Annotated in this window: 27 protein-coding genes; 7 read left to right on the top strand and 20 right to left on the bottom strand. The window is 46.5% G+C overall.

Annotated elements, in window-relative coordinates; all coding sequences use genetic code 11:
- Positions 1–59: 59 nt before the first annotated feature.
- The 3 genes from ABU165_RS08300 to yneA all read right to left on the bottom strand — a co-directional run bounded on the left by ABU165_RS08300 (position 60) and on the right by yneA (position 1,425).
- Positions 60–299 carry a DUF896 domain-containing protein gene (locus tag ABU165_RS08300; protein ID WP_009791601.1) on the bottom strand — a complete coding sequence of 80 codons (240 nt, stop codon included), beginning with the start codon at positions 297–299 and terminating at the stop codon, positions 60–62.
- Positions 300–429: 130 nt separating this feature from the next.
- Complete coding sequence (locus ABU165_RS08305) at positions 430–1,077, bottom strand: YneB family resolvase-like protein (protein WP_009791600.1); 648 nt, start codon at positions 1,075–1,077, stop codon at positions 430–432.
- Positions 1,078–1,092: 15 nt separating this feature from the next.
- Positions 1,093–1,425 (bottom strand): cell division suppressor protein YneA, encoded by a 333-nt coding sequence (yneA, locus tag ABU165_RS08310; protein ID WP_129612362.1) that lies wholly within the window; start codon positions 1,423–1,425, stop codon positions 1,093–1,095.
- Between the two features lie 158 nt (positions 1,426–1,583).
- On the opposite strand from yneA, the gene lexA reads away from it, so the two are divergent.
- The 3 genes from lexA to ABU165_RS08325 all read left to right on the top strand — a co-directional run bounded on the left by lexA (position 1,584) and on the right by ABU165_RS08325 (position 3,490).
- Complete coding sequence (gene lexA / locus ABU165_RS08315) at positions 1,584–2,207, top strand: transcriptional repressor LexA (protein WP_009791598.1); 624 nt, start codon at positions 1,584–1,586, stop codon at positions 2,205–2,207.
- Positions 2,208–2,459: 252 nt separating this feature from the next.
- Positions 2,460–2,741: a DUF4257 domain-containing protein gene (locus ABU165_RS08320; protein ID WP_094767396.1), complete on the top strand. Its 282-nt coding sequence runs from the start codon at positions 2,460–2,462 to the stop codon at positions 2,739–2,741.
- A 206-nt stretch (positions 2,742–2,947) separates the two neighbouring features.
- Entirely contained in the window at positions 2,948–3,490 is a 543-nt protein-coding gene (locus tag ABU165_RS08325; RefSeq protein ID WP_009791595.1) for an IseA DL-endopeptidase inhibitor family protein, read from the top strand.
- A gap of 113 nt (positions 3,491–3,603) precedes the next feature.
- On the opposite strand, the gene ABU165_RS08330 is transcribed toward ABU165_RS08325, so the two are convergent.
- From ABU165_RS08330 to hflX, 7 genes are all read right to left on the bottom strand, one after another.
- Positions 3,604–4,137 carry a helix-turn-helix domain-containing protein gene (locus ABU165_RS08330; RefSeq protein WP_318060073.1) on the bottom strand — a complete coding sequence of 178 codons (534 nt, stop codon included), beginning with the start codon at positions 4,135–4,137 and terminating at the stop codon, positions 3,604–3,606.
- Between the two features lie 97 nt (positions 4,138–4,234).
- Positions 4,235–4,588, bottom strand: a complete 354-nt coding sequence (locus ABU165_RS08335; RefSeq protein ID WP_156917002.1) for a hypothetical protein — start codon at positions 4,586–4,588, stop codon at positions 4,235–4,237.
- 173 nt (positions 4,589–4,761) lie between these two features.
- Positions 4,762–5,007, bottom strand: coding sequence for a hypothetical protein (locus ABU165_RS08340; protein WP_101547525.1), 246 nt, complete (start codon positions 5,005–5,007; stop codon positions 4,762–4,764).
- An 813-nt stretch (positions 5,008–5,820) separates the two neighbouring features.
- Positions 5,821–7,155 carry a type I glutamate--ammonia ligase gene (gene glnA, locus ABU165_RS08345; protein WP_009791587.1) on the bottom strand — a complete coding sequence of 445 codons (1,335 nt, stop codon included), beginning with the start codon at positions 7,153–7,155 and terminating at the stop codon, positions 5,821–5,823.
- Between the two features lie 34 nt (positions 7,156–7,189).
- Positions 7,190–7,594 carry a MerR family transcriptional regulator gene (locus ABU165_RS08350; protein ID WP_009791586.1) on the bottom strand — a complete coding sequence of 135 codons (405 nt, stop codon included), beginning with the start codon at positions 7,592–7,594 and terminating at the stop codon, positions 7,190–7,192.
- A gap of 163 nt (positions 7,595–7,757) precedes the next feature.
- A complete protein-coding gene (locus tag ABU165_RS08355; protein ID WP_318060074.1) occupies positions 7,758–9,026 on the bottom strand; it encodes a methionine gamma-lyase family protein in 1,269 nt (422 codons plus the stop codon).
- 48 nt (positions 9,027–9,074) lie between these two features.
- Positions 9,075–10,331, bottom strand: coding sequence for a GTPase HflX (gene hflX, locus ABU165_RS08360; RefSeq protein WP_318060075.1), 1,257 nt, complete (start codon positions 10,329–10,331; stop codon positions 9,075–9,077).
- A 294-nt stretch (positions 10,332–10,625) separates the two neighbouring features.
- Between hflX and ABU165_RS08365 the strand changes: the two genes are divergently transcribed.
- A complete protein-coding gene (locus tag ABU165_RS08365) occupies positions 10,626–11,237 on the top strand; it encodes a trimeric intracellular cation channel family protein (protein WP_094767406.1) in 612 nt (203 codons plus the stop codon).
- 262 nt (positions 11,238–11,499) lie between these two features.
- Here ABU165_RS08365 and spoVK read toward each other — a convergent pair whose 3' ends face one another.
- The 3 genes from spoVK to miaA form a co-directional block, all read right to left on the bottom strand.
- Entirely contained in the window at positions 11,500–12,450 is a 951-nt protein-coding gene (gene spoVK / locus ABU165_RS08370) for a stage V sporulation protein K (protein WP_094767522.1), read from the bottom strand.
- A 743-nt stretch (positions 12,451–13,193) separates the two neighbouring features.
- Entirely contained in the window at positions 13,194–13,427 is a 234-nt protein-coding gene (gene hfq / locus ABU165_RS08375; protein WP_022543740.1) for an RNA chaperone Hfq, read from the bottom strand.
- A 28-nt stretch (positions 13,428–13,455) separates the two neighbouring features.
- A complete protein-coding gene (miaA, locus tag ABU165_RS08380; RefSeq protein ID WP_240683945.1) occupies positions 13,456–14,457 on the bottom strand; it encodes a tRNA (adenosine(37)-N6)-dimethylallyltransferase MiaA in 1,002 nt (333 codons plus the stop codon).
- A 255-nt stretch (positions 14,458–14,712) separates the two neighbouring features.
- On the opposite strand from miaA, the gene mreBH reads away from it, so the two are divergent.
- Together mreBH and ABU165_RS08390 are read left to right on the top strand one after the other, a co-directional pair.
- A complete protein-coding gene (gene mreBH, locus ABU165_RS08385) occupies positions 14,713–15,720 on the top strand; it encodes a rod-share determining protein MreBH (RefSeq protein ID WP_009791505.1) in 1,008 nt (335 codons plus the stop codon).
- 143 nt (positions 15,721–15,863) lie between these two features.
- A complete protein-coding gene (locus ABU165_RS08390; protein ID WP_009791506.1) occupies positions 15,864–16,400 on the top strand; it encodes a CBO0543 family protein in 537 nt (178 codons plus the stop codon).
- A gap of 50 nt (positions 16,401–16,450) precedes the next feature.
- Here ABU165_RS08390 and ABU165_RS08395 read toward each other — a convergent pair whose 3' ends face one another.
- Together ABU165_RS08395 and ABU165_RS08400 are read right to left on the bottom strand one after the other, a co-directional pair.
- The gene (locus ABU165_RS08395; protein WP_094767408.1) at positions 16,451–17,137 is read right to left on the bottom strand and encodes an HAD family hydrolase; all 687 of its coding nucleotides are present in this window, start codon (positions 17,135–17,137) and stop codon (positions 16,451–16,453) included.
- A complete protein-coding gene (locus tag ABU165_RS08400) occupies positions 17,134–17,673 on the bottom strand; it encodes a GrpB family protein (protein WP_318060076.1) in 540 nt (179 codons plus the stop codon). The genes ABU165_RS08395 and ABU165_RS08400 overlap by 4 nt, the downstream gene beginning before the upstream one ends.
- 218 nt (positions 17,674–17,891) lie before the next feature.
- Between ABU165_RS08400 and ABU165_RS08405 the strand changes: the two genes are divergently transcribed.
- A complete protein-coding gene (locus ABU165_RS08405; RefSeq protein WP_311224500.1) occupies positions 17,892–18,296 on the top strand; it encodes a nucleoside 2-deoxyribosyltransferase in 405 nt (134 codons plus the stop codon).
- Positions 18,297–18,354: 58 nt separating this feature from the next.
- Here ABU165_RS08405 and ABU165_RS08410 read toward each other — a convergent pair whose 3' ends face one another.
- The 5 genes from ABU165_RS08410 to ABU165_RS08430 all read right to left on the bottom strand — a co-directional run bounded on the left by ABU165_RS08410 (position 18,355) and on the right by ABU165_RS08430 (position 25,506).
- Entirely contained in the window at positions 18,355–18,894 is a 540-nt protein-coding gene (locus tag ABU165_RS08410) for a helix-turn-helix domain-containing protein (protein ID WP_318060077.1), read from the bottom strand.
- Between the two features lie 105 nt (positions 18,895–18,999).
- Positions 19,000–20,922, bottom strand: coding sequence for a DNA mismatch repair endonuclease MutL (gene mutL / locus ABU165_RS08415; protein ID WP_224952326.1), 1,923 nt, complete (start codon positions 20,920–20,922; stop codon positions 19,000–19,002).
- Between the two features lie 18 nt (positions 20,923–20,940).
- A complete protein-coding gene (gene mutS / locus ABU165_RS08420) occupies positions 20,941–23,592 on the bottom strand; it encodes a DNA mismatch repair protein MutS (RefSeq protein WP_180827218.1) in 2,652 nt (883 codons plus the stop codon).
- Positions 23,593–23,754: 162 nt separating this feature from the next.
- Entirely contained in the window at positions 23,755–24,795 is a 1,041-nt protein-coding gene (locus ABU165_RS08425; RefSeq protein ID WP_101547519.1) for a VOC family protein, read from the bottom strand.
- A gap of 162 nt (positions 24,796–24,957) precedes the next feature.
- Positions 24,958–25,506, bottom strand: a complete 549-nt coding sequence (locus ABU165_RS08430) for an outer spore coat protein CotE (RefSeq protein ID WP_009791515.1) — start codon at positions 25,504–25,506, stop codon at positions 24,958–24,960.
- Between the last annotated feature and the right edge of the window lie 94 nt (positions 25,507–25,600).

Here is a 25,600-nt window from a genome sequence, read left to right on the forward strand (position 1 = left end):
AACCAAAAAATAAATCCAAAAAGGAACACAGATTTTGTATTCCTTTTTGGCCTGATGCATTAATGAAGGCGCTTCTTCTCGTCCTCACGCAGCTTTTTTATCTTTTTCGGTGTAACGTCATTCCCCTTTGGATCCATGATGGTTACACCTTTTAAGGTTGTGAGCATATTGGAACGGAATGTCTGCAGATACTCGCTGCGAAGCTTTGTCTGTTCCTTTGCCTCTTCATTCGTCAGCCCTGCGGTCTTAGCTTTGTTTGCCAGCTCATTGATTCTGGCCATTTTATCTTTAGGCAGCATAATAACGCTCCTTTTTCATTCATTTCATTTGGCTTTCTCTAGTCGTCTTCCCCTTAGGGCCCTGGTCTAAACGGCCGGAGAATACATCAAATGTTACTATAAAAAAAAGCGTTTGCCAAGGCAAACACTCTTACTCTTCCTGTGCATCTATGTATTCCTGATAGCGCCTGTGCACTGTCGCCTTGGAAATGGGATAGCCGAAGCCCCTGAGAGTTGCCGCGATCTCCGAAAATGTCAGCCTGCTGGCTCTCAGGCGGACAATTTCTTCTATTGGAACCTCGATCCGTTCCCTTCCAGAGTGCTCCCCCAGATTCTTCAGGTTCTTCTCTGGCCTGAATCCTTTGTCCACTGCCCTTTTCATGCCTCTTTTGATCTTGATATTATGCAGCTTGCGCTGATATTCTTCCACCATCGAGACGATATTAAGAACCATGGAATCTGATTCGGAAAGCTGCAGCTCACCATTGTGGGAAATGCTGTAGAGCACAGCGCCCTCTTTATATATGAAGTGAAGCAGGGCGATTTTGGCATTGCCCCTTCCGAGCCTCGTTTCATCCTGGATAAGGACCGCTTTGATGCCTTCATCCTTTATAAGATCAAGAAGCTCGAGTACACCGTCCCTCTCCAGGTCATACCCGCTTGCCTGTTCCCTGATGATCGCGGCTACTTCAAAGCCTTTTTCCCCGGCAAGCGCAGTCAGTTCCTCCTCCTGCCTCTCCAGGGATGTTTCCTGCGCTTCTTTTGTTGTCGATACCCTGCAATAGATTACTGCTTTCATATATGCTCCTTTATGTCATTCACCCGCAAAGTTCTGCAGATCATCCTGCAGCTGCCTTGTATGGCTGTCTGCTTTAACCGGGATCATAATCTGCTCCCCCGCTTGGATTGCACTGCCGGCGATTCCATTCTCCTCTTCCACCCACATTACAAAGTCTTCTGCAGACAGCTTATGCTTGTCCGAAAATTGCTGAGACAGCCCCCATAATGTATCTCCTTCATCAACCGTCACCTTTATGTAGTCTTCTTCACCGAAAATTTTGTCGTATCCGGTAAGCAGCAAAGCCGCCCCAAAGCTTAAAACGATAAGTATAATAGCATATGAGTATTGATTCCACAATTTTTTCATACAAGACACCCCACTGTCAGAATATATGTTCGCATTTCGTTAAATTTATTATAAACCGAACATGTGTTTTCCGTCAACAAAAATTCGAACTTATGTTTGTATCTGTTCCGGGTACATGCTATAATTTAATCAATAATAACCATACGGGGTGCGAATACATGGCTAAAATATCAAAAAGGCAGCAGGATATACTCGAATTTATCAAGGAAGAAGTGAAAGCGAAGGGCTATCCCCCTTCAGTCAGGGAAATTGGGGAAGCAGTCGGCCTGGCCTCCAGCTCGACTGTGCATGGGCATCTTGCCCGCCTCGAAAGCAAAGGGATGATCAGAAGGGATCCGACAAAGCCGCGTGCAATTGAAATCCTGGAGCTTGATGAAACATCTCATATTCCAAGGAATAATGTCGTCAACGTTCCTATCCTCGGGAAGGTTACAGCAGGACAGCCGATCACTGCGATTGAAAATGTAGAAGAGTTCTTCCCGCTTCCTGAAAGCATGGCACCGGCAGCCGAACAGGTCTTCATGCTTGAAATCATGGGTGAAAGTATGATTGAAGCCGGCATCCTTGACGGAGACTACGTCATCGTCCGCCAGCAGCAGTCAGCCAACAATGGCGATATCGTCGTTGCAATGACAGATGAGGATGAAGCAACTGTCAAGCGTTTCTTCAAGGAAAGGGATTATATTAGGCTTCAGCCTGAAAACTCTACAATGGAGCCTATCATTCTCAGGAATGTTTCCATTCTTGGCAAGGTCATTGGCGTCTACCGCCATATCCACTGATTATATGATTCTCTCAGCCCGGGCCATGTGTTGCCTGGGTTTTTTTCTGCCCAAAAACCTTGTGAGCACTAGAATAGTCGCATCTTTGCTGCTTACTTTTTCCTGAAGAGTACATATGTACCATTCGCTGTGCGCTGAAAATTCAGTCGATTTATGCATATCTTTCCTCTCCCGCTCTGTTATATAATAGAGACAGCACCATGATTGACCTAAGGTCGCACCAAAAATACCGGCTTTAGGAGTGTGAGGCAAATGTGGCAGCATGTCGTCTTCGCAATATTCATTGGTGGCCTTGTCGGCGCGGTTGGGCATCTTAAGAAGCACGGGAAGCTGATCATGCCGAAAAGAACAAAGCAATTCATCTATCTAGGCTTTTTGGAGGAAATGGTATTAGGTTCACTCGCCTCAGCGCTGCTTGTGCTTTCATCAGATGCAAGCTCCCTCTTGAAGGTAGCATTCCTGTCCATGCTGGCAGGACTTGGCGGTGAAGCTCTGATCCGCAGCCTTGACCTCATCAGGGCCGAAAAGAAATGAAACAGGAGGAAATGCAGAAGCTATGCTTAAAACAGCAAAAGTAAAGACGTAAGAAGCCTCTCCCGGGAAATTGGGCAGAGGCTCTTTTTATGCCTGAAAACTGTAAACAATCATCTGCATTTCGGTAACCTTTCTGTAACTCTTTTGAAGAGATGGAACGATAATATAAGGTTAGCAAGTGACTACAACTTATTGGAGGCTTTAAAATGAAAAAATTATTATCCATCCTGCTGGCTGCTGTCGCCCTGTTTACTTTCAGCCTTGGCGCCTCGGCCAAATCCGCGAGCGGAGATTTAAGCAGCAAAAAAGCAGTCGAACTGGCGCAGAGCGCACGTGTGCATCACTGGAATGCTATGAACGGACATATCCCATCTAAGAAGAATACAGCCTGCTCCATTAAGACTTTTCAGTACAAAGGCACAGAATATCGCTACCTTTGCAGTGAAATCAATACGAAAGCAAAGCTGACCAAGTACCTTAACGAATCTTTCACCTTAAATGCAATCGATAAAGGCTACAAGAAATACAGATTCATTGAGTATAAAGGAAAAATGGCACAGCCAAATGCCGATGGCGGCAGCCTGCTCCAGTGGAATAAAGCTAAGGCAAAGCTGATCTATTCCAGGAAAGATATCCGCCAGTTTGAATTCACGGTGCCTTACGGCGAAAAGCAGCATGAAAAGAAAAAGGTTACGTTTGTAAAGGTACGCGGGAAGTGGCAAATCAATGCTTTTGATGCAGTGAGATAGTATAAGAAAAGGGAAATACCTTGAACTTTTGTTCAAGGCATTTCCCTTTTTAGCTGGCCGCGCTATTTGTTTATGGCCATTTAGATTATCTGCAGCCTACATTAATCCAGGAATTATAAACCCAAAGCATTTATTTTGATCCCAAATGTACCAATGCCAATTAATTCGCCTTCTTCCCCTAGCAGGGGATATCCTACTATATAATGAGTGTGTACTTCATTGTTATATTCATATTCTGCGAATGTTCCTGATGTTTCTTTGGTATCCAGTACTCTTTGTTTAAGAGAGATCAATTTTTGGGAATCGATGCAAAAGCTTAATTCATCATCCCTTGCACCGATAAACTGATTGACTTCCTCCTGATTGACCGAATCAAAAATCCATGTATATCTCAGATCAAGGTCACTGTGCGCAAGCATGCATTTCGTTCGCGTGAACACCTCTTGAAAGGCGGCTAAATCAGACAATAGAAGCGAAGGGTTTATATCTAAAACCTTAGCAAGGTTCCTGCTTATATCCACACTGGGATTTCTTGTACCAGATTCGATCTGCGAATAATAGGCCCGGTCGATAAAAATCGAGTCTGCCACGTCCGCTTGAGTCAGATTTTTATTTTTTCTAAGCGTTATCAGCCAGTCGCGTTTCATACTATTCCCCCCTCTTTATCATAATACGGCCCCCTTGGTGAAAAGAGAAGGAATAGAACTTAGTCAATGTGTAATTTCAATGAATAACGATTGGCCATTATTTCGAATCCGGATTTTGATTGAGATAAAAAAATCTTTCCATAGGAATCTCATCGTAACTGCAGCCCAATTTCCTTTTTACATGGTCATTCAGTGCACTTTCTATATCTTCCACATAAAAATTCACTCTTACATGGCAATGAGCAAGCGCAAGATGATCAGTAAAGCTTTTTGCCAGCTGATCCAGAGGATATATGTGGTCATCCAGAACTTTTTCCTCTGAGTAAACTTCTGCTTTGATGATGTTCGATCTCATTTCGTCAGATGGCAAACTATCTTCCTGAGAAAAATCATCAGGAGTGCTGGGTCTTTTTTCATCAATGATTATCATTCGATATGTTTTATCATCCAAAAAATGTCCCATGCTTCCAGTTCACTGGAAAATAAACACGTTTGTGGACAACATTACTCGGAACTACGGTCACCAAGGCACAGCCTAAGTAAGGAAGAGTTTCAGCCCTTTAAGGATAAAAGGGCTTTTTTGAATTAGAAAAAGCCCTCTAGAGTGAGAAAGAGCTTTTTCCATTAAAAGAAAAAATAGAATATGCCGAAAGTTAGTGACAATCCAAAGAAAATAGTCATCACCAAGTTAAAGTTATATGATTTATCTTTTTGCTTGGAATGAAGAATAGTTCTTGTTAAAGAAGCAATAAAAATTAGTAATCCCGAAGTCACAAAGAACAATTCGTCCTTACCCATGATTAAGAATGAGGTTGATGCTAAAAAGAGAAAGATGGCAGCTGCTTTTAGCCAGACCGGAGAATTATCCATTTATTACCTCCCTTTTTAGTGTATTATAAGCAATCTTATCGCGGTAGGAAAGAGGAAAATAAACAAACATATTGAGCAAAAAGCAAGCAGGAGAATATATGTGCATCCGGTATGGCCCGGCAGGAGCGCTTTCAAACTAACAAGAAATATGAAAAAGCAAGAATAAACCAATTCGAGGACTGACAGGCATTTTTTAGCGTCTGAGTACTCATATTCCCCACTAGAGGCACTCTGTTGGGCTTTTTCGACCTTTAGAGTGATTCATGTCCTTATCTTGAGGCACTCTACTCAGCCTTGCCCACCATCAGAGTGATTCATATTCTCCTCTTAAGGCACTCCGGTTGGCTATTTCACCTTTAGAGTGACTCATATTCTCTTCTTGAGGCACTCTGCTCAGCCTTCATCACCATCAGAGTGCCTCATATTCTTTTCTTGAGGCACTCTGGTTGGCTTTTTTCACCTTTAGTGTGACTCATATTCTCCTCTTGAGTCACTCTGACCTGTTTCTTCCACCACTAGAGTGACTCATACCCTCCTCTCGAGTCACTCTGAACTGCATCTTCCACCACTAGAGTGTCTCATACCCTCCTCTTGAGTCACTCTGACCTGTTTCTTCAACCACTAGAGTGACTCATACCCTCCTCTTGAGTCACTCTGACCTGTTTCTTCCACCACTAGAGTGACTCCTATCTCCCTCTTGCGGCGAACCGGCCAAATATATGAAGACTGCCCTTAAATCGTAAAAATCGGACCCCTCTTAAAATCAACACAAAAAAACCCCTCAATACCAATGGTATCAAGGGGCTAAATCTATTAATACATCTGAAGGTACTGCTCGCGCTCCCAAGGGTGAACTTGTGTACGGAACATATCCCACTCAATTTCCTTCGCTTCAATGAAGTGTTCGAAGATGTGCTCCCCGAGGGCTGAAACCATGATTTCATTGCTCTTCAGCTGGTCAAGCGCCTGGGCTAGTGTTGCAGGAAGATCTTCAATGCCTTCTGCTACGCGCTCTTCTTTGTTCATCACGTAAATGTTGCGGTCTACCGGTGCAGGAGGAGTCAGTTTGTTCTTGATTCCATCAAGCCCTGCTTTTAATAGCACTGCCATAGCCAGGTATGGGTTGGCTGCCGGGTCAACGCTGCGGACTTCAACACGTGTGCTCATGCCGCGTGATGCCGGGATGCGGATAAGCGGTGAACGGTTCCTTGCAGACCATGCCACATAGCAAGGTGCTTCATAGCCGGGCACGAGGCGCTTATAAGAGTTGACAGTCGGGTTCGTTACAGCTGTGAAAGCCGGAGCGTGCTTGATGATGCCGGCGATGAACTGGCGGGCAGTATCGCTTAGCTCAAGGTTTCCAGTAGTATCATAGAATGAGTTCTTGCCCTCATTGAACAGGGACATATTGCAGTGCATCCCTGATCCGTTTACGCCGAACAATGGCTTTGGCATGAATGTTGCGTGCAGGCCGTGCTTGCGGGCGATTGTTTTAACAACAAGCTTGAATGTCTGGATCTGGTCGCATGCAGTCAGCGCATCAGCATATTTAAAGTCGATTTCATGCTGTCCTGGAGCCACTTCGTGGTGGGAAGCTTCAATTTCAAAGCCCATTTCTTCAAGCTCGAGCACGATGTCGCGTCGGCAGTTTTCGCCAAGGTCTGTCGGCGCAAGGTCGAAGTAGCCTCCGTTATCGTTCAGTTCAAGAGTAGGTTCGCCCTGCTGGTCAAGCTTGAACAGGAAGAATTCCGGCTCAGGTCCGAGGTTGAAGTCTGTGAAGCCTAATTCCTTCATCTCATCAAGGATTCTTCTCAGGTTGTTGCGCGGATCGCCATCAAATGGAGTCATATCCGGGTTGTAGATATCGCAGATCAGGCGGGCAACCTTGCCCTTTTCAGCTGTCCAAGGGAATACAACCCAAGTGCTGAGGTCAGGATACAGAAGCATATCTGATTCTTCAATGCGGACGAAGCCTTCGATGGAAGAGCCGTCGAACATCATTTTGTTGTCCAGCGCTTTTTCAAGCTGGGAAATCGGGATTTCCACGTTTTTGATTGTTCCGAGGATATCCGTAAATTGAAGGCGGATAAATTTTACGTTTTCTTCTTCAGCAATACGTTTAATGTCATCTTTAGTGTAGTTAGCCATTAGTTTTTCCTCCCTTAGGACACATCAATTTTATTTAATGGAAAAAGCGGGACATATCTCCCTGGCGGAGTGAATGCCGGTTGAATCGGCCGGCCTGCATCATTTCCTGCCTCAGGAGCTTTCTCAATTCATCATCAGACAAATCGCGCCTTACTTTTTCTGCTTGCTGCTGTACTTCAGCTGATAATGTTTGTTCCTGCATGGCGAATAATTGCTTGATTCCCGCCATATTGACTCCCTGATCGATCAAATCCTTGATCTCCAGGAGCTTATCAATATCATTTAAGGAAAAAAGCCGTCTATTTCCGTCAGTTCGTGCTGGAGAAATCAATTGGTGCTCTTCGTAATAGCGGATCTGCCTGGCCGTCAGCTCAGTCAGCTGCATTACAGTCCCAATTGGAAATAGCGGCATGGAACGGCGTATTTCACTGCCTTTCATCCGATTTCTCCTCCTTTTCAATCATTTCTTGTGTTTATTATATGTAATGTCAGATTTGTTGTCAACCTTATGTAAGGTTTTATAACATTAAAAACACAAAAAATTTTCCCCCTGACAAAAATTAAAAAGGACAGCCTCTGCTGCCCTTTTATATATTCACCTATTAAAGTTGTATTAAACCCTTTTTTGCTAAAAGGTTGACCGCTGTGCATACGGCAATTTTTACATGCGAGTATGTGAGCCCCCCCTGGACATAGGCCACATACGGCGGACGCGTCGGTCCATCGGCGGTAAGCTCAATGCTCGCACCCTGGATGAATGTGCCTGCCGCCATGATCACATCATCTTCATAGCCCGGCATATAAGCAGGATAAGGGGTTACATGGGAATTGATCGGAGATGCATATTGAATGGCCTGGCAGAATGCCACCATTTTATCCCGGTCATCGAACTGGACGGATTGAATCAGGTCTGTCCTCTCTGCATCCCATTTTGGCGAAGAATTCATCCCGAGCATTTCAAGCAGTGCCGCAGTGAATACTGCCCCTTTCAGTGCCTGGCCGGCAACATGCGGAGCAAGGAAGAATCCCTGGTACATCTCCTGGAGACTGTATAGGGAGGCTCCCGCTTCCGCACCGATCCCTGGCGATGTCATTCTGTAAGAGCAAGCCTCAACCAATTCCTTTTTGCCGACAATATAGCCGCCGGTTTTGGCAAGGCCGCCGCCTGGATTCTTGATGAGGGATCCGGCCATCAGGTCAGCGCCAACATGGCAAGGCTCCATTTCCTCGATGAATTCCCCATAGCAATTGTCCACAAAGACGACCGCGTCCGGCTTGATTCCTTTTACAAACTCAATCATTTCCTTGATCTGGGCAATTGTAAAAGAAGGCCTGACAGCATAGCCTTTAGACCGCTGTATTCCGATCATCTTCGTTTTCGGCTTAATGGCGCTCCTGACGGCTTCAAAATCCACATAGCCATCTTCACCGAGCGGAACGCTGCTGTAGCTTATGCCGAATTCCTTCAGAGAGCCTGTCCCTTTGCCTCTGATGCCGACGATTTCTTCAAGGGTATCATAAGGTTTACCGGTCATATAAAGCAGTTCATCCCCTGGGCGGAGGATACCGAAAAGAGCGGTAGAGATGGCGTGTGTTCCTGAGATGATCTGCGGCCTTACAAGACCTGCTTCCCCTCCGAACACCCTCGCATATATTTCTTCAAGTGTATCCCTTCCGATATCATCATACCCATAGCCTGTCGAAGGAATGAAATGAGAATCGCTTACCTTATAATGCTGAAAGCTTTCAAGCACCCTGAACTGGTTGGCTTCGATTCTTTGGTCAATCTTTTTATGAACGGATGCAATTTTTTCTTCTGCCTGTGAAGCCAGTTCTTGAATCCGGCTTCCGTATTCTAAATGCTGAAACATGCTGTTCTCCAATCCAAGAGCCGGAGGGTTCATTCCCTCCGGCCTTTTTTATACTGTGTATTTATTTAATTCTCCAGTGATCTGGTGATCTTCAAGGGCATATCCTTTGCAGAGATAAACCTCTGTCTCTTCCTGGAATGAGAGCTCCCTCAATATTGTTTCGTTTTTCAGCTGCGACAGCAATCTGCCTTCAGTTGACGGAATTTCTACCTGGTATGGCTTCATCATGCCCAGGACAAGCTCCTCGATTTTTCGCTTCAGCATGCTGCGGTCCTGATCCGCAAATGCGCTGATCACAACGGATTCGGTCTTTGCCGATGGAACGAAATCCGGATGCACCTGGTCACTTTTATTATAAACCGCCAGCTGCGGGATGTGCTGGATATCAAGATCCTCGAGCAACTTGTTCACGGTCTTTTCATGCTGAAAATAATCCGGATTTGATGAATCGATGACATGTAGCAGCAGATCTGCTTCACTCACTTCCTCAAGCGTCGACCTGAAGGCTGCAACAAGCGTTGTCGGCAGATCCTGAATGAACCCGACCGTGTCGGTTGCAAGCGCCAGATAACCGCTTGGGAGGATGAGCTTCCTTGTCATCGGATCAAGCGTCGCAAAGAGCTGGTTCTCTTCAAAGGATTCAGCTTCGGCAAGCCGGTTGAACAGGGTCGATTTCCCGGCATTTGTGTAGCCGACAAGAGCGATCTGGAACGCTTTATTTTTTTTGCGGCGCTCGCGGTATCTGTCCCTGTGCTGCACAATGACAGACAGCTGGGACTTAATATCATCGATCTTCCTGCGGATATGGCGGCGGTCGGATTCAAGCTTCGTTTCCCCCGGCCCCCTTGTCCCGATCCCAGCACCAAGCCTGGAAAGCTGGATACCCTGCCCGCCAAGCCTTGGGAGCAGATACTGCAGCTGGGCAAGCTCAACCTGCAGCTTCCCTTCCTTCGACCTGGCCCGCTGTGCGAAAATATCGAGGATCAGCTGAGTCCGGTCAATGACCCTGCTGTTCACTTCATTGGAAACATTCCTGACCTGGCTTGGTGAAAGTTCATCATTGAAGATGATCAGGTCTGCTCCAAGCTCTTCCTCGAGCATCTTTAATTCTTCAACCTTGCCTTTTCCTATATATGTAGAAGGATGGATTCTTTCTCTTTTCTGGGACAGCTCGGCGAGCACCTTGCCGTTGGCTGTTTCTGTCAATGAGGCAAGCTCTTCCATTGAATACTGGAAATGCCTGTCGTCCTCGCCAGTCTGGCAGCCTACGAGAATAACCCTTTCGAATTCCGCTTTATTTTCCAAGTAATCCCTCTTTTCTGTATAAGTCTTCAAACATAATCACGTACAGCTGACCTTCAAATATCATACCAAAAATATGCTTTCCATCCTACTATTTTCACCAGCCTGAGCGCTTTAAAACCCTTCTGTTTCTTATTCTTTTCCGCTGCTGGAAAATAAAGATTGAAAAATCATATTTGCATGTTAAAATCATATTTGGTTTGAATAGAATTTTATGCAGGGGAATACGCAAAACGCCCTGCCTTATATAAATGAAAAGCTGGCCTGCTACGGCCTTCACCAGAGGAGAAATGCACCATGACTTGGGAAGTATTGAGCATGATTGGCACGATTGCTTTTGCAGTAAGCGGCGCGATCATTGCCATGGAAGAAGAATATGATATTTTAGGGGTTTACATACTCGGGATTGTGACAGCGTTTGGCGGAGGTGCCATCCGCAACCTGCTGATCGGGGTGCCGGTTTCAGCCCTTTGGGAGCAGGGGATGTTCTTCCAGATTGCCCTGCTGTCCATTACAGCGGTATTTTTGTTCCCTAATAATCTGTTAAGGCACTGGCAAAAATGGGGGAACTTCTTTGATGCAATCGGCCTTTCTGCCTTTGCGATCCAGGGTGCGATTTACGCATCGGAAATGGGCCACCCGCTCAGCGCTGTCATCGTGGCTGCTGTCCTGACCGGAAGCGGCGGAGGCATCATCCGCGACCTTCTTGCCGGGAGGAAGCCGCTGGTGCTGAGATCGGAAATCTACGCAGTCTGGGCTATTCTCTGCGGCTTTGCCATCGGGCTCGGGCTGGCAGACTCGGCCGTTGCATTATACAGCCTGTTTGTGTCTATCACCCTTCTCCGGGTGCTGTCATACACCTATCACTGGAAGCTTCCGGCGAGGCGGCTTGGCGCAGCCAGGCAATAAAATACAGAAAGCAAAAAGCAGGCCCGGCAGCCTGCTTTTTTATTACAAGATAAGAAAATATAACTTTTACGAATTTGATTACTGTCTAGCTCCAGCGCCTACCCCCTCGAGGTCACAAGCCAATCATCCCAAAAAGGCAAAGAACGCCTTTCCGGGATGATCGTCTTGAGGCCCCCAGGATGGGGGTTATGCAGACGTTGCCACAGGACGTGGCGTTCTTAGTCTGCGTTCCTTAAGGGTGAGCAAGGCGCTTGCGCTTTTCTTACATATCTTCTTCAAACATTAAATCATTGCTTCTGATCGTCATCAGCTCATGCCGGTCGAAATGGCTTTGCATCAGCAGCCTCATTGCCTGTGCACGGATCGATTTTTCAAGGATATTGCGGATATAGCGCCCATTGGAAAAAGCGGTTGTGCTGATATCCGATTTTGCCCACACAAGATGCTCCCTCAGCTTCTTCTCCGCTTCATGGCTCAGGGAATATTCTTTTTCCACCAGCATCTTTTGCGCGATTTCCATCAGCTGCTCGATTGTATAATCAGGAAAATCGATGACAAGCGGAAATCTTGAATGAAGGCCGGGATTGAGTGTGAGGAAATAATCCATTTCCCTTGAGTAGCCGGCAAGAATCAGGATGAACTCGTGCTGCCGGTCCTCCATATGCTTGACAAGCGTATCTATCGCTTCTTTGCCAAAATCTTTCTCTCCTCCCCTGCCGAGTGAATAGGCCTCATCTATGAAAAGAATGCCGCCGATTGCCTTCTTGATAAGGTCACGGGTCTTTTGTGCAGTGTGGCCGATATATTCACCGACAAGATCGGCTCTTTCCGCCTCGATCAGATGGCCTTTGGCAAGGACATTCATCCTGAGGAATAGCTTGCCGATCAGCCTGGCGACCGTCGTCTTCCCTGTACCCGGGTTGCCCTTGAACATCATATGCAGAGCCTGTTTCCCTGCCTTCAGCCCTGTTTCTTCCCTTTTCTTGTTCACATATATCCATGCATAAATTTCTTTTATCATCCGCTTCATTTCTTCCATGCCGACAAGAGCCGCGAGCTCTTCCTCAATTTCTTTAAGTGCTGCATGCTCCTGAGGCAATACCCTTGGAACAACTTGGATGTCCGGGCTTTCCTTTGTGAATGGCTTCCTTTTCTGCGAATTGAGCACAATGCTGATCTGGCCATTATTTTTCATGCGTATCGGCTGGTCCAAAGCTTTCACCTCACTATTTCCCACCAGTATACTCCCTGAAGCTGACTCTTGTGACAAATGACTATCTTTCAGGCAGAAAAAAAGCCATATTTACTGCTGAAGCGACATAATATCGGGTTTTTCTCCCTGCAGGAGCCTCCAGATGTCATATCCTGCGGTTTCCCGAGAAATAACCGTTATTTTTATATATATTCACAAGCCTCCAAAATCATTAAAGAAAGTTGCTGAAAAGGGAAATTGTTCTTTCAATATCGCTTTGTTAAACTCTGTTGGTGATAAATGTTTAAATGGAATGATAAACTAGGAAGTCCTATCCTTGATTGAGTGTCAGCCAAGCCTTAAAATAAGCGGAGATTCTACTGTTAAGCTGCTGAATTTGGCCAGAGTAGGTATAAATAAGCGGAGAATTTCCGGTTAAGGGCAGCGAAGGTGTCCGTTTTCCTGTTTTCTGAGTTGATAGTTGTAATTTCTCCGTCTATTTGAGCTGTTTTTAGTGTTTTTTCGAAGTTAAGGGGAGTTCCTCCGCTAATTTCCACCTCAGCCTGTCACTGATTCCCTCATTCAGGCTCGTGAAAGTCCGCTCTTTTATAGCTGGGCGGGGAATGGCTCTTAGATGAATTTTAACTATCGAGTGTGTCAGTGTAATAAGCAAGTATAAGTAATATCACCATTGAACTTTAACTTAGCCTTCAATATAAAAAGCCCGCTTCCCGGAAGAAGCGGACTTTCCTTTATAGGATGGACTATTGCTGTCCTTCAAGATCGATCTGGACGTTGCGCTGCGGAGAAAAAGTGGAAATGGCATGCTTATAGACCAGCTGCTGCTTCCCTTCTGATTCAAACAGCACCGTGAAGTTATCAAACCCTTTGATCTGCCCGCGCAATTGGAATCCGTTCAAAAGGAATACAGTCACCCCTGTGCCGTCCTTGCGAAGCTGGTTAAGAAATTGGTCTTGAATATTAACGGATTGTTTCATGATAAATCCTCCTCTTTTGTCTCTAATATTATGTATTCGATTTTATTTGAAGCTTTCCTTCAATATACGCAGAAATTTCCGCGATTTTTTTTTCAAGCAAGCCTGGATCGGATACATATGTCATATCAAACCATTCCACATTCATCTTGTTTCGAAACCAGGTCAGCTGCCTTTTTGCGTATCTGCGTGAATTTTGCTTCAGATTTTCGACCGCGCCCTCTAAAGAGATGCGGCCGTTTATGTATTCATAGACTTCCTTATAGCCGATTGCCTGGATTGACTGGCAGTCCTTCAGCCCCTGCCTGTGAAGAGCTTCGACTTCTTCCAGAAGGCCATCGTCCATCATTTTATCAACCCGGCTGTTGATCCGATCATACAGCTTTTCCCGGTCCATGGAGAGCCCGATGATGCTTGTATCATACAGCAGCTCAGGCACCTGCTGTTCCTGGTACTGGGACATGGTCTTTCCTGTACAATGGTATACCTCAAGCGCGCGGATCACCCTTCTTGTATTATTGGGGTGCATTTTTTCGGCACTGGCAGGATCGATTTCACAAAGTTCCTTGAATAGGCTCTCTGCCCCTTCTGCTTCAAGGCGCTTTTCCAGCTCACCCCTGAAGGCATCATCTGACGGGGCTTCGGAAAATTGATAGTCATAAATGACGGATTGTATGTAAAGGCCTGTTCCCCCAACAATCATAGGCATTTTCCCCCGGGAAGCGATGCAGGCGATTTCCTTTCTGACGAGCTCCTGGAATTCAGCTGCTGAAAAAGGTTCATTTGGCGCTTTAATATCAATCAAATGATGGGGGATCCCATCCATTTCGTTCTCTGTAATCTTGGCTGTCCCTATATCCATGCCTTTATAGATCTGCATAGAGTCGCCGCTGATGATTTCAGCATCAAACCTTTTGGCCAATTCAATGCTGAGCCTGGTTTTGCCGACAGCTGTCGGGCCGATCAGCACGATCAATTTCTGCTTTGTATCCAATCCATTCACACTGCCTTTATCTTTCATTCTCTGGGCCATAAGGGCTGTTGATCCTTTTGGCTTTCCTATATCCTACCATAACTTGACTGTGCAGTTGAATATCTATGCAGTATTGCCAACAAGGTTTTTCTTTATTCAGCCAATTCCTCCCTTTTATTTTACCATTTATGATAAAAATTTCATCATTCATTACATTTATTTAACGATTCGATAACATTCGTCAGAAGACCCCCTTTTTCGTGCTAATGTTACAGAAGATTATTAGGCAATCATAATGAAAGAATAGGTGATAGGATGATTTCAACTTCTGAAATTGGAATTGACTTAGGAACTGCTAATATACTGGTGTACAGCAAAAATAAAGGCATCGCACTTAACGAACCTTCTGTTGTGGCCATTGACACAGATACAAGGAAGGTGCTTGCTGTCGGCACGGAAGCAAAGGAAATGATCGGCAAGACGCCAGGCAAAATCGTTGCCATCCGTCCTTTGAAGGATGGAGTAATTGCTGATTATGATATTACGACCGAGCTGCTTCGCCATGTCATGAGACAGGCATCGAAAAAGCTTGGCTTTGCCATCCGCAAGCCGAATGTGGTGGTCTGCACACCATCAGGCTCAACAAGCGTTGAAAGAAGGGCCATCCATGATGCTGTCCGGAATGCGGGAGCAAAGAAGGTTCACCTGATTGAAGAGCCTGTAGCTGCAGCAATCGGGGCAGGGCTTCCGGTCGATGAACCAGTCGCGAATGTAATCGTCGATATCGGCGGAGGATCGACAGAAGTGGCGATCATTTCATTTGGCGGAGTGGTAGCCTGCCATTCTGTCCGCATAGGCGGAGACAGGCTTGATGACGATATTATCCAATATGTACGCAAAGAGTACAATGTCCTGATCGGGGAAAGAACAGCCGAACTGGTCAAAATGGAAATCGGCTATGCCCTCATCGACCATGAGGAAATGAAAATGGATATCCGCGGCAGGGATCTGGTAACAGGACTGCCGAAGACCATTAGCCTTACCTCATATGAGATCAGGGATGCAATGAAAGAATCCCTGCTTCATATCCTTGAAGCGATCCGGGCCACTCTTGAAGACAGCCCGGCAGAACTGAGCGGCGATATAGTGGACCGCGGCGTTATCCTCACAGGAGGCGGCTCACTGCTGAATGGCATGCAGGACTGGCTTTCACAGGAAATCGTCGTTCCCGTCCACCTCGCGTCCAGCCCGCTTGAATCTGTAGCAATCGGGACAGGCAAGGCGCTTAAGTTTATTGATAAGCTGCAGACAGCAGTGAGATAGTGTATTTCTTTTTAAAAAAACAGCCTATAAACGGTCTTTCATGCCGTTTATAGGCTGTTTTTTTATGGGCAGCCACTGCTGAATAATTTTAAGCCTCGTTGGATATAATCAACAACTAGATAATATAATAGGAGGCACCCATTATGTTCAAGATGGTCCAGGACCTGAATGAAAGAGCCAGCCGGCTGGAATTGGAATACTGGCTGATTGAAGATTTATTCAGTCCGCACTGGTGGTTCATTACTATCTTAAATCTATTATTCATACTTCTGTTATTGGTTCTGATTGACCGCTACCGGCTGATGCAAATGAGCCTTGCTTTCCTTATAAGTTTTATCCTTGTCGGGATTGTGGATGAATTAGGCTATTTTTATGGCCTGTGGACCTATCCGCATCAGTTTATAACCGTCCTGCGCTCTTTCAATGCTGTTGATTTTGCGGTTATTCCGGTTATGATCACTTTAAGCTATCAATTCTTCCGCAAATGGAGAAACTATCTGATTGCCAGTGCGGCCATTTTCCTATTCGTCTCGTATATCATGATTCCATTATTTGTGCATTATCGTTTATACATTTTGTATAAATGGAATTATACCTATTCGTTCTTGTCACTTTTTGTTTTAGGCATAGTGGTAAAAGCTTGTTCCGACTGGATTGGCAGACGAGCAAAAAGTCCTTAAAAGACAGCTTCCTGGAACTTTGCCCGTTTGTTTATCCCCCAGTCATGGCTTCAGCCGGACAGATTTTTTTGCAGCAGATTATATTTCATCAGAAGAGCGGCTAGATCCATTCCGCTCCGGTCCAGGTGAAAACCTTTTATCCCAGACCTGCCGGCTCCTTCAATATTGATCAACTTGTCATCAATAAAGACGCTTTCCTCACCTTTAGCATTCATACAGTCAAGGGCTTTTTGATAGATAGCTGGATCCGGCTTTTCGGTATGTACAAAAGCAGAGAGAATGATGGTTTTAAAATAGTGCCGTATCCCCAGCCTGCTGAACACCTGGTCCATACTGGGCATCGCATTCGAGATGACAGCCAGTTCATAATTCCTGCTCAGCTCTTCCAAAACAGGGATCACCTCAGGGTAAAGCTCACAGTGGGCTGCATAATGAGTTTCAGAAAACAATTCATCTCCTAGTGCCTTATCACCGAGCTCCCTTGCCATCGTCCCATAAAACCTTTTATAAAAGTCCTCTTCTTCCTGAAAAGACGTCACAAAGGGTGTCTGTATCCCTTTAGCCGCTATAATGCTTTTCTCTATTTCTGAAAGACTGTATCCTTTCTTCACCAGGAACTCCTGAACCCTTTCACCCAGTTTTACAGGTGTATCAAAAAGTACACCGCCCGCATCAAAAAAGATCCACCGGACTTCTTTTTTCAGTTTAATGGCTTTTCCGTTTTGGCCACCTATCACTTTTCCTCTGTTCCCCTCAGCTCTGTAATCCTGTTCACAAAGCTTTCCTTGTACTCTGTATACGCTTTAATGCCTGTGGAAGTATTCTTAATATAATCAAGCTTCAGCTGTACATATTCTTTTCTTGCATCTTCGTTATCGTTTAAATAGTCCCTGAAGAAAAGGAGATTCTTCCATAAAACTCCTTCATATTCGACAAGATGCAGGAAATGGGTTTTGATTTTATAATCTTCATCCGCAAATCTGGCAAAAACCATTTCCTCTGGCCGTTTGACTTTCAATTGAAGAAATCCTGCGGTTCTCAATCCGGCAATCAGTTGTTTATCAATAGCAGCCAGGTCTTCAACAGCTGCCATAACATCAATGATGGGTTTGGCTGGGATGCCTGTGATAGCGGTGCTGCCAATATGTGCAATATGGCTGTCAGGGATATTTGTGTTTTCCAGCAGATTTTTGCGCACCTTTTGAAATTCTGTTTTCCAGCCTGGTGAATGGTCTGCCAGCCTCACTTCATCAGGATTTAAGCCGAGCAGCATACAATATCCTCCCCCTTCCAGTTCTCAATCATTATTTCGCTGTTCTTGCCTTATTTCCCTTCTGCCGAAACTATACTGGAAGGTGTGTAAAACGGATGCAGGCAGAAATCAGAATCTTTGTTAACATAATATTATTATCATAACCTTCAACTCTGGCTCTCATTGACAAATTGTTCTGACACTATACACTATGAATAACTACTTGAAAGGATGATAGGATGAAATTTTACATCGGCTCAAGTTTTTCCAATATTTCTCGGGTTCGGGAGCTCGCTGCAATCTTAAAGGAGCAGGGTTTTCGGCAAACCTATGACTGGACCAGCAATAGCCGGGCTGAAGATGCGAAGGAGCTCCGCTCAATCGGGGAAGCTGAATTTGCAGCAGTGAAGGAAGCTGACTTTGTTGTCATTCTCCTTCCGGCAGGTAAAGGAAGCCATATTGAGCTTGGTCTCGCCCTTGGCTTTGGGAAACGGGTGTATCTATACGCTGGGGAAGATTTGAAGGATAACCCGGCTGAAGCTTCCACCTTCTATTTTTTGCAGCAGGTTATCCATCTCATCGGCACATTTGAAGAGTTGAAAAAGGAGCTTATCAAAAGAGAGTGCAGAACAGAAAGCAGATAAGACTGGAAATCGGGCGTTAAACACGATATGCCCTTCCTGCCAGAAGGGCATATCGTATTTATTCTTCCACTGCCATATTATCCATCCTCATGGCAATGGTGCCTACCCCTATCAATACGCCTGACTGATCGACCAGAGGATAGCCGATAAAGCAATAATTATAAGATTCTCCGTTGTGGAAACAGCTGTCATAGACGGAGACGGTCTTTTGAGTATCGATGACCTTCTTTTTCAGGCCGAGTATTTTCTTTGCATCAATCGTGTAATTAAGCTCATCATCCCTGGCACCGATAAAATGCTGGACCTTCTCCATGCCGGTCGGATTATAGACCCATGTATAGCATAGGTCCAGGTCACTGTGGGCAAGGATGCTTTGGGTCTGGAAAAATGCATCCTGAAAAGCGTTGGTATCTGAGAAAAGGAGCAAAGGATCAATGTTAAGGACCCTGCCGATCGATCGGCTGATTTCTTCGCTCGGATTTCTCAAGCCTGATTCAATTTGTGAATAATAGGCTCTGTCTATATGAATAAGCTCTGCAATTTCTGCCTGGGTCAGATTCCTTTTTTTCCTGAGTCTCACAAGCCAATACCTTTTCATTTCATTTCGCCTCCTTTTCTATCATATAGAAAGCCCTTCCTCTGTGGGAAGGGCTTTCTGCAGGATTTCATAAAACTTTTAAAATATAGGTAAGACATGACAGAACTACATGACTCTTTTAAACATCTTTTCCATTTCATAGGTAGAATAATGGATGATAATCGGACGGCCGTGCGGGCATGTGAACGGGTCTGATGATTTGCGGAGCATATCAAGCAGAGCCTGTATCTCATCATTGCGCAAATGGTGGTTGGCTTTGATAGAAGCTTTGCAGCTCATCATGATGGCTGCTTCTTCCCTCAGCTTTTTCACATCGGCCTTTTTCATGGAAAGCACTTGTTCAATCATATCCTCTATGATCTGCTGCTCTTCTCCCTTAGGGAACCACTGGGGGTGGGACCTGACAATGAATGTGTTCTGCCCGAAGTGTTCCAGGAAGATCCCGACCTTTTCAAGCTCAGCAATATGCTCATTAATCTTAATATATTCATCTGCAGGGTACTCAAATGTCAGCGGAACGAGCATTTCCTGCAGCTCGCTTTCCACCTGGCCGACTTTGTCCCTGAAATACTCGTACTTGATCCGCTCCTGGGCAGCATGCTGGTCAATGATATAGAGTCCGCGGTCATTTTGGGCGAGAATATAGGTGCCATGCATCTGGCCGATCGGATATAATGGCGGCACCCTGTGAACGGCAGCAGCTTCCGGCTCTGCTGTCCCCTCGATCACCTCTTCTTCATCATCTTCCAAAAAGGCTTGGCTTTCTGCAGGCTGTTCTGCCATGAAAGGAAATGCCATGCTGTCAGTCCGCAGTAAATCCTGCGGCTTAAATGCCGGTGCTTCCTCATGTTGCCGGACAGCTATTTCCTCTTTAATGAACATCGGCTGTCCGGATTCAGATGGGGCCTGCCTGCTGTCATTCTGCCTGTTCTGAGCCTGTTCCTTATATTCCATCTCCTTTTCCGGAAGATGGTCAAGTTCAAAAAAGGTCTGCTCAGACTTCGGTTTTTCAGCCCTTGCCGGGGCAAAGCCGGCAGGAATCAGTTCCTGTGACTTGAAGACCTCTTTAATGGTACCCGCTACAAGCTCATTCAGTTCATGCTCCTTACTCAGCCTGACCTCCATTTTGGAAGGGTGGACATTGACATCCACAAGCAGCGGATCCATCTGTACATTCAAAAGCACAATCGGATAACGCCCGATCGGCAGCAGGGTATGATAGCCTTCCTGGATCGCTTTAACCAGCGGATAATTCTTGATGAACCGGCCGTTGATCATTGTTGAGATATAATTGCGCGAAGCCCGGGTGATTTCCGGGAGCGCGATATAGCCATGAACATGGAAATCGAGCGAGCTTGCTTCGACGGGAATCATTTTCTTGACAATATTCATGCCATAAATGGAAGCCAGCACCTGCTGGACATTTCCGTTCCCGGCTGTATGCAGGAGCTTCCGGCCATTATGGACAAGGCGGAAGGACACCTCGGGATGGGCAAGTGCGAGGCGGTTGACCACGTCGGTAATATTGCCAAGCTCCGTGTGGATCGTCTTCATATATTTCAGCCGGGCCGGTGTATTATAAAACAGATCGGAAATGGTGATATCTGTCCCTTTCCGGCTCGCGGCCTTTTCAAATTCCGCAACCTTTCCGCCTTCAATCAGGATCCTTGTGCCTGCATCTCCTGTCGAGGTCTTCAGCTCCAGCCTGGAGACAGAGGCGATGCTGGGCAGCGCCTCCCCTCTGAAGCCGAGTGTCCGGATGCGGAACAGATCATTTTCATCTTTGATCTTGCTTGTGGCATGGCGCTGGAAGGCCGTCATCACATCGTCTTCTTCAATGCCTTCCCCGTTGTCAATGATGCGGATTTTTGCGAGGCCCGCCTCTTCTGCATCAATTTCGATTATGGTGCTTCCCGCATCAATGGAATTCTCCACCAGCTCTTTTACGACAGATGCCGGCCGTTCGACCACCTCACCTGCGGCAATTTTATTGGAAAGGGCATCATCGAGCTGAACTATCTTTCCCACGAGCAACACCTCCTCTTACTATTTCTTTGTGCTTTTTGCCGTTTTTTGCAGTTCATATAAAGTATTCATCGCATCAAGCGGTGTCATTTCAAGAATATCCATCTTGGCCAGCTTGTCCAGGATTTTCTTTTCGGCCGGGCTCAAGCTTGCTTTCTTCGGCTCTGCCGGACCATCAAAGAATGACAGCTGGGCATCGTGAACTTCTGGAGCTGGAGCTGGGGCCGGGTCAGCTGCAGTGAGCTCAGGCATGCCTGCTGCTACTTTTTCGCGGACGGGCTTTTCAGCGGGTTCTCCCTCTTTCTTTTCAAGCTTCTCCAGTATTTCATTTGCCCGGTCAATCAGTTCTGCCGGCAGCTCTGCCAGCTGGGCGACGTGAATTCCATAGCTCTTGTCTGCTGCTCCTTCTTTAATTTTATGAAGGAACACGACCTTGCCATTTTGCTCAATGGCACTGACATGGATATTCTGCAGATCAGGGAGCTCTTCTGCAAGCACGGTCAGCTCATGATAATGGGTCGAGAACAGGGTCTTTGCCCCGATCCGTGAATGGATATACTCAATGATCGCCTGGGCCAGCGCCATTCCATCATAGGTGGAAGTCCCGCGCCCGATTTCATCGAAAAGGATGAGGCTGTTCTGTGTGGCATTGGCAATCGCATTCTTCGCTTCCAGCATTTCAACCATAAAGGTACTCTGGCCGGAGATCAGATCATCCGCTGCCCCGATCCTCGTGAACACCTGGTCAAAAATCGGCAGCACCGCCTCTGAAGCCGGAACATAGCAGCCGATCTGTGCAAGGATGCTAGTCAGGGCAACCTGGCGCATATAGGTGCTCTTACCGGACATATTCGGTCCTGTGATCAGGAGCAGTTCGCGTCCGTCACCCATCACACAGTCATTCGGGACATATTCCTGGCTGTCCATCACTTTTTCCACGACAGGATGGCGCCCTTCCTTCACGCTGATTTCCCGATTACCGGAAAAAACAGGTCGGACATAGTGGCGGTCCTCGCTGATCTGCGCAAAGCACTGGAGCACATCAAGCTCGCTGACCGTCCTAGCGAGTGACTGCAGCCTCGGGATGTATTCCTTCACATGGTCGCGGACATGGCAAAACAGCTCATACTCAAGCTCGGTAATGCGCTCTTCCGCTTCAAGGATCAATGTTTCCTTCTCCTTCAGCTCAGGGGTGATATACCGCTCGGCATTGGCCAAAGTCTGCTTCCGGTCATACCGCCCTTCCTCAAGAAGATGGATATTAGCCTTCGTAACTTCAATATAATAGCCAAATACCCGGTTATAGCCAATTTTTAAAGACTTGATGCCCGTACGTTCCCGCTCCTGGGCCTCAAGCTGGGCAATCCAGGTCTTGCCGTTCCTGCTCGCGTCGCGGTACTGATCCAGCTCATCATGGTAGCCATCCCGGATCATATTCCCGTCCTTCACGGAAATCGGCGGATTATCAACAATCGCGCTTTCAAGAAGATCCGTGATTTCCTCACATGCATCGAGCTTTTCCGCCAGCGCTTTCGCATCCTCATTCTGAAGGCCGCCCACAAGCTCCTTCAGCAATGGCACCTGGAGGAGCGAGCTTTTCAGCTGGATCAGATCGCGGGCATTAACATTCCCGAATGCGACACGTCCGGCAAGGCGCTCAAGATCGTAAACCTCTTTCAGTTTTTCACGCAGATCCTGCCTGGCAAAATAATCATCCAGAAGGGACTGGACAAGCGAATGGCGCCGCCCGATCGCCTCTTTATCGATCAGCGGACGGTCAATCCACTGCTTCAGCATCCTTGCCCCCATTGCCGTCTTTGTTTCATCCAGAAGCCATAAAAGCGAACCTTTTTTCCCTTTCGATCTGATGGTTTCAGTCAGCTCCAGATTCCTTTTGGAAAAATAGTCAATCTTCATGAATTGGTGCACCTGGTATGTGGCAAACGGCTGAAGGTGGTCAAGGCTCCGTTTCTGTGTCCTGAACAGATAATTCAGCAGTCTTGCCGCTGTCTCCCTGAGCTTGTCCTGATTAAGGTCATCCAATAAGGGAGCGCTCATCTCTGATATGCCTGCGTCCTGTTCATAAGACACGGCCGCGACAGAACGCTCCCTGAATTTGCGCTCCATTTCCGGGTCGAAGCCGGAGGAAACAACCACTTCCTTTGCACCTGACATCGAGAGCTCATTCAGAACTTCTTCCTGGCCGGCAAGTAAGGTGATTTTGTTCTCTCCTGTGGAAAGGTCATTGCAGGCAAATCCAAACGAACCGTCTGAAAATGCGGAAATGGATGCAATATAGTTATTTTCCTTTTCATTGAGCCCGCGCCCTTCCATCAGGGTACCGGGCGTGACGAGCTGCACCACTTCCCTTTTCACGACGCCCTTGGCCTGGCGGGGGTCCTCTGTCTGTTCGCAGATGGCTACTTTATAGCCTCTTTCCACCAGCTGCTCTATATATTGCTGGGCAGAGTGGTAGGGAACCCCGCACATCGGGATTTTCTCTTCCACTCCGCCATTCTTGCCTGTTAAGGTAATCTCAAGCTCCTGGGACGCCCTGATGGCATCCTCAAAAAACATTTCATAGAAATCCCCGAGCCTGAAAAATAAAAAGGCATCAGGATAGTCTGCTTTTACTCGTAAATACTGCTGTATCATCGGCGTGTAAGCTGCCATAATATCCTCCAAACAACATCTCTCATTATTTCTCTTCAGCTATCTATTATAGCATAAGCGAAGCTCCCGTTGTTTGCTGAGGGACATGATGACAGCAGGCAGAAATACGAGTTAGAGGGGATATCTGGCATTACTTTTTTTCTGGCAAAATATAAACTTATCTCAAATCCCTGCTGTATTCATCAGCACAATCCTCCAGCCGTCAGGATCTTCAATGGTAATACCGCCCCTTCCCCAGTAGGGATTCTCCGGCTCGACTTCCTGATAGCCCAAGGCTGAAAGCCGGGCAGCAGCCGCATTGAGTTTGTGAAGGTCAGGGATGTAAAGGACGAGCAAATGGTCTTTTGCAGGTGCAGGGAGTTCCTGTTTTTCATCCGTCTGGGTGAATTCAAGATGATATTGCCTGTCCGGAAGCCCGTACATAATCCCTTTATATCCTTCATGGTGGAATCCCCCCAGCTCTATAAGGCCAAGGCCTTCTCCATAAAAATGCTTTATTTTTTCCAGCTGGTTTGTCGGCCTGGCAATCCTGACTTGAACGGCAGATACTGGCTGCTGCCATTCCCCTCTGACCTGTATCTCGTACGGAAGGCCATCGTCCATATAATGGGCATCCCTGCTGCCTGAGACGATTAATTTAATCGGATGGATCTCGGCTCTCCGGTCTGTGGGGTACCAGCAGCGCCCTTCTTTTACAAGGACAAGGACACCTGCATCATCACCATAAAACGCGAATGAACTGTTATCTGCCCCTTGCTTATCAGCAAGAATCGGCTGCAGCTTCGCCTGCATTCCGGCAACGTCAGCCGAAGGGAAACCAACTTCCCCGACATCATGCCAGCCCCCTGCCTGGCAACGCAATGCTGGCCGCTCAAGGCATTCAAGGATGTTGCCGTCCGGATCGGTGAAATAGGCCTGCTTTCCCTCCCAAAACATGCTGTATTCGCCATCTTCGTTGGCAAGCAGGCAGCTTTCTGCTCCAAGCCTGCTGAAAATATGTTCAAAATAAGCTGCATCTGTCCGGAAGCAAAGATGATAATAAGGGACTGTTTCCCCTTTTTCAAAAAACAGCTTGGTGCTTCCTGCCCTGACGGAAAACCATCTCTCAGTCTGGTGAATCAGCTCCATCTCAAGCACTTCTGTATAAAAGGCGCACATCTCTTCCAGATGGAAGCACTGCAGGTTAACCTGGTAAATCTGCATAAAAATCTCTCCTTTGTCTGCCAGTCTTGCTTCAGATTCATTATAAGAGAAACACTATGCAGAAGATTCAGCCTAAGGACGGAGGCCGCCTTCGTCTTTTTGACTGGCTGATTCCGGAGAAAACAAAAGAAAACTAGGAAGCGGAACCTTCCTAGTTTACGATTATTCCTCTTCTGTTCCGACCAGGAAGTGGGGATTCAAATCCTCAAATTCCTCATCCTCGACATCGAGACCCCATACTTCGTCATCATCGCAATCGCATTCGCCGTGGTACACAGCTACACAGACTTTCGTCTCTCCGATTACTTCCACAAGGAATTCCCTTTCCACGTGGACGATGATTTTGTTTCCGTTCGGGGAAATGACTGCTTCAACACAATTCGGCTGCTGCAGTACTTTGGCAATGACATCCTGATCATCTAAGCAGTCATGATCACGGTATTTAAGTTTGATGACATCTTTATATTCAACCCGTTCAGTAACGACTTCCGTCTTTGTGTTATCGTTATAGGAATACCAAACGTTAATGTCATAATAGCCGCAGATTTCAACTGTCTTGCCGACCTTTTTCGCCTCATACTTGTGGTTGATGATCCAACAGCCAAGGATGCTTGACGGGTGGTGTGCCGGGCATATCGTATGATTGGACTGGGTGAATTTGCGTCCCTTCGCTACGACGGCTTTTGTAATTATCTCTCTGTATTCTCCCATTGCGAGCGAACCCTCCTCATTCATTTTCAATTCATCCTATGCGGGATATTAGACTAGTGTGATTACAATTTTAAGGGTGCATGCAAAGCTTCTT

Origin of the sequence: Cytobacillus sp. T106 (genome assembly GCF_040492155.1) — a bacterium.
GTDB classification, from domain to species: Bacteria; Bacillota; Bacilli; order Bacillales; family Cytobacillaceae; genus Bacillus_AB; species Bacillus_AB infantis.

Excerpts from the sequence above, each read along its gene's own strand:
- ABU165_RS08430 (WP_009791515.1), bottom strand. The coding sequence starts at position 25,506 with ATGGGAGAATACAGAGAGATAATTACAAAAGCCGTCGTAGCGAAGGGA.
- ABU165_RS08405 (WP_311224500.1), top strand. The coding sequence starts at position 17,892 with ATGAAATTTTACATCGGCTCAAGTTTTTCCAATATTTCTCGGGTTCGG.
- ABU165_RS08365 (WP_094767406.1), top strand. The coding sequence starts at position 10,626 with ATGACTTGGGAAGTATTGAGCATGATTGGCACGATTGCTTTTGCAGTA.
- ABU165_RS08305 (WP_009791600.1), bottom strand. The coding sequence starts at position 1,077 with ATGAAAGCAGTAATCTATTGCAGGGTATCGACAACAAAAGAAGCGCAG.
- ABU165_RS08340 (WP_101547525.1), bottom strand. The coding sequence starts at position 5,007 with ATGGATAATTCTCCGGTCTGGCTAAAAGCAGCTGCCATCTTTCTCTTT.
- ABU165_RS08400 (WP_318060076.1), bottom strand. The coding sequence starts at position 17,673 with ATGCTGCTCGGCTTAAATCCTGATGAAGTGAGGCTGGCAGACCATTCA.
- ABU165_RS08355 (WP_318060074.1), bottom strand. The coding sequence starts at position 9,026 with ATGTTTCAGCATTTAGAATACGGAAGCCGGATTCAAGAACTGGCTTCA.
- ABU165_RS08390 (WP_009791506.1), top strand. The coding sequence starts at position 15,864 with ATGTTCAAGATGGTCCAGGACCTGAATGAAAGAGCCAGCCGGCTGGAA.
- ABU165_RS08300 (WP_009791601.1), bottom strand. The coding sequence starts at position 299 with ATGCTGCCTAAAGATAAAATGGCCAGAATCAATGAGCTGGCAAACAAA.
- hfq (WP_022543740.1), bottom strand. The coding sequence starts at position 13,427 with ATGAAACAATCCGTTAATATTCAAGACCAATTTCTTAACCAGCTTCGC.
- ABU165_RS08410 (WP_318060077.1), bottom strand. The coding sequence starts at position 18,894 with ATGAAAAGGTATTGGCTTGTGAGACTCAGGAAAAAAAGGAATCTGACC.
- yneA (WP_129612362.1), bottom strand. The coding sequence starts at position 1,425 with ATGAAAAAATTGTGGAATCAATACTCATATGCTATTATACTTATCGTT.
- mutS (WP_180827218.1), bottom strand. The coding sequence starts at position 23,592 with ATGGCAGCTTACACGCCGATGATACAGCAGTATTTACGAGTAAAAGCA.
- mreBH (WP_009791505.1), top strand. The coding sequence starts at position 14,713 with ATGATTTCAACTTCTGAAATTGGAATTGACTTAGGAACTGCTAATATA.
- ABU165_RS08330 (WP_318060073.1), bottom strand. The coding sequence starts at position 4,137 with ATGAAACGCGACTGGCTGATAACGCTTAGAAAAAATAAAAATCTGACT.
- ABU165_RS08425 (WP_101547519.1), bottom strand. The coding sequence starts at position 24,795 with ATGCAGATTTACCAGGTTAACCTGCAGTGCTTCCATCTGGAAGAGATG.
- glnA (WP_009791587.1), bottom strand. The coding sequence starts at position 7,155 with ATGGCTAACTACACTAAAGATGACATTAAACGTATTGCTGAAGAAGAA.
- miaA (WP_240683945.1), bottom strand. The coding sequence starts at position 14,457 with ATGGCCCAGAGAATGAAAGATAAAGGCAGTGTGAATGGATTGGATACA.
- ABU165_RS08320 (WP_094767396.1), top strand. The coding sequence starts at position 2,460 with ATGTGGCAGCATGTCGTCTTCGCAATATTCATTGGTGGCCTTGTCGGC.
- ABU165_RS08350 (WP_009791586.1), bottom strand. The coding sequence starts at position 7,594 with ATGAAAGGCAGTGAAATACGCCGTTCCATGCCGCTATTTCCAATTGGG.
- lexA (WP_009791598.1), top strand. The coding sequence starts at position 1,584 with ATGGCTAAAATATCAAAAAGGCAGCAGGATATACTCGAATTTATCAAG.
- ABU165_RS08325 (WP_009791595.1), top strand. The coding sequence starts at position 2,948 with ATGAAAAAATTATTATCCATCCTGCTGGCTGCTGTCGCCCTGTTTACT.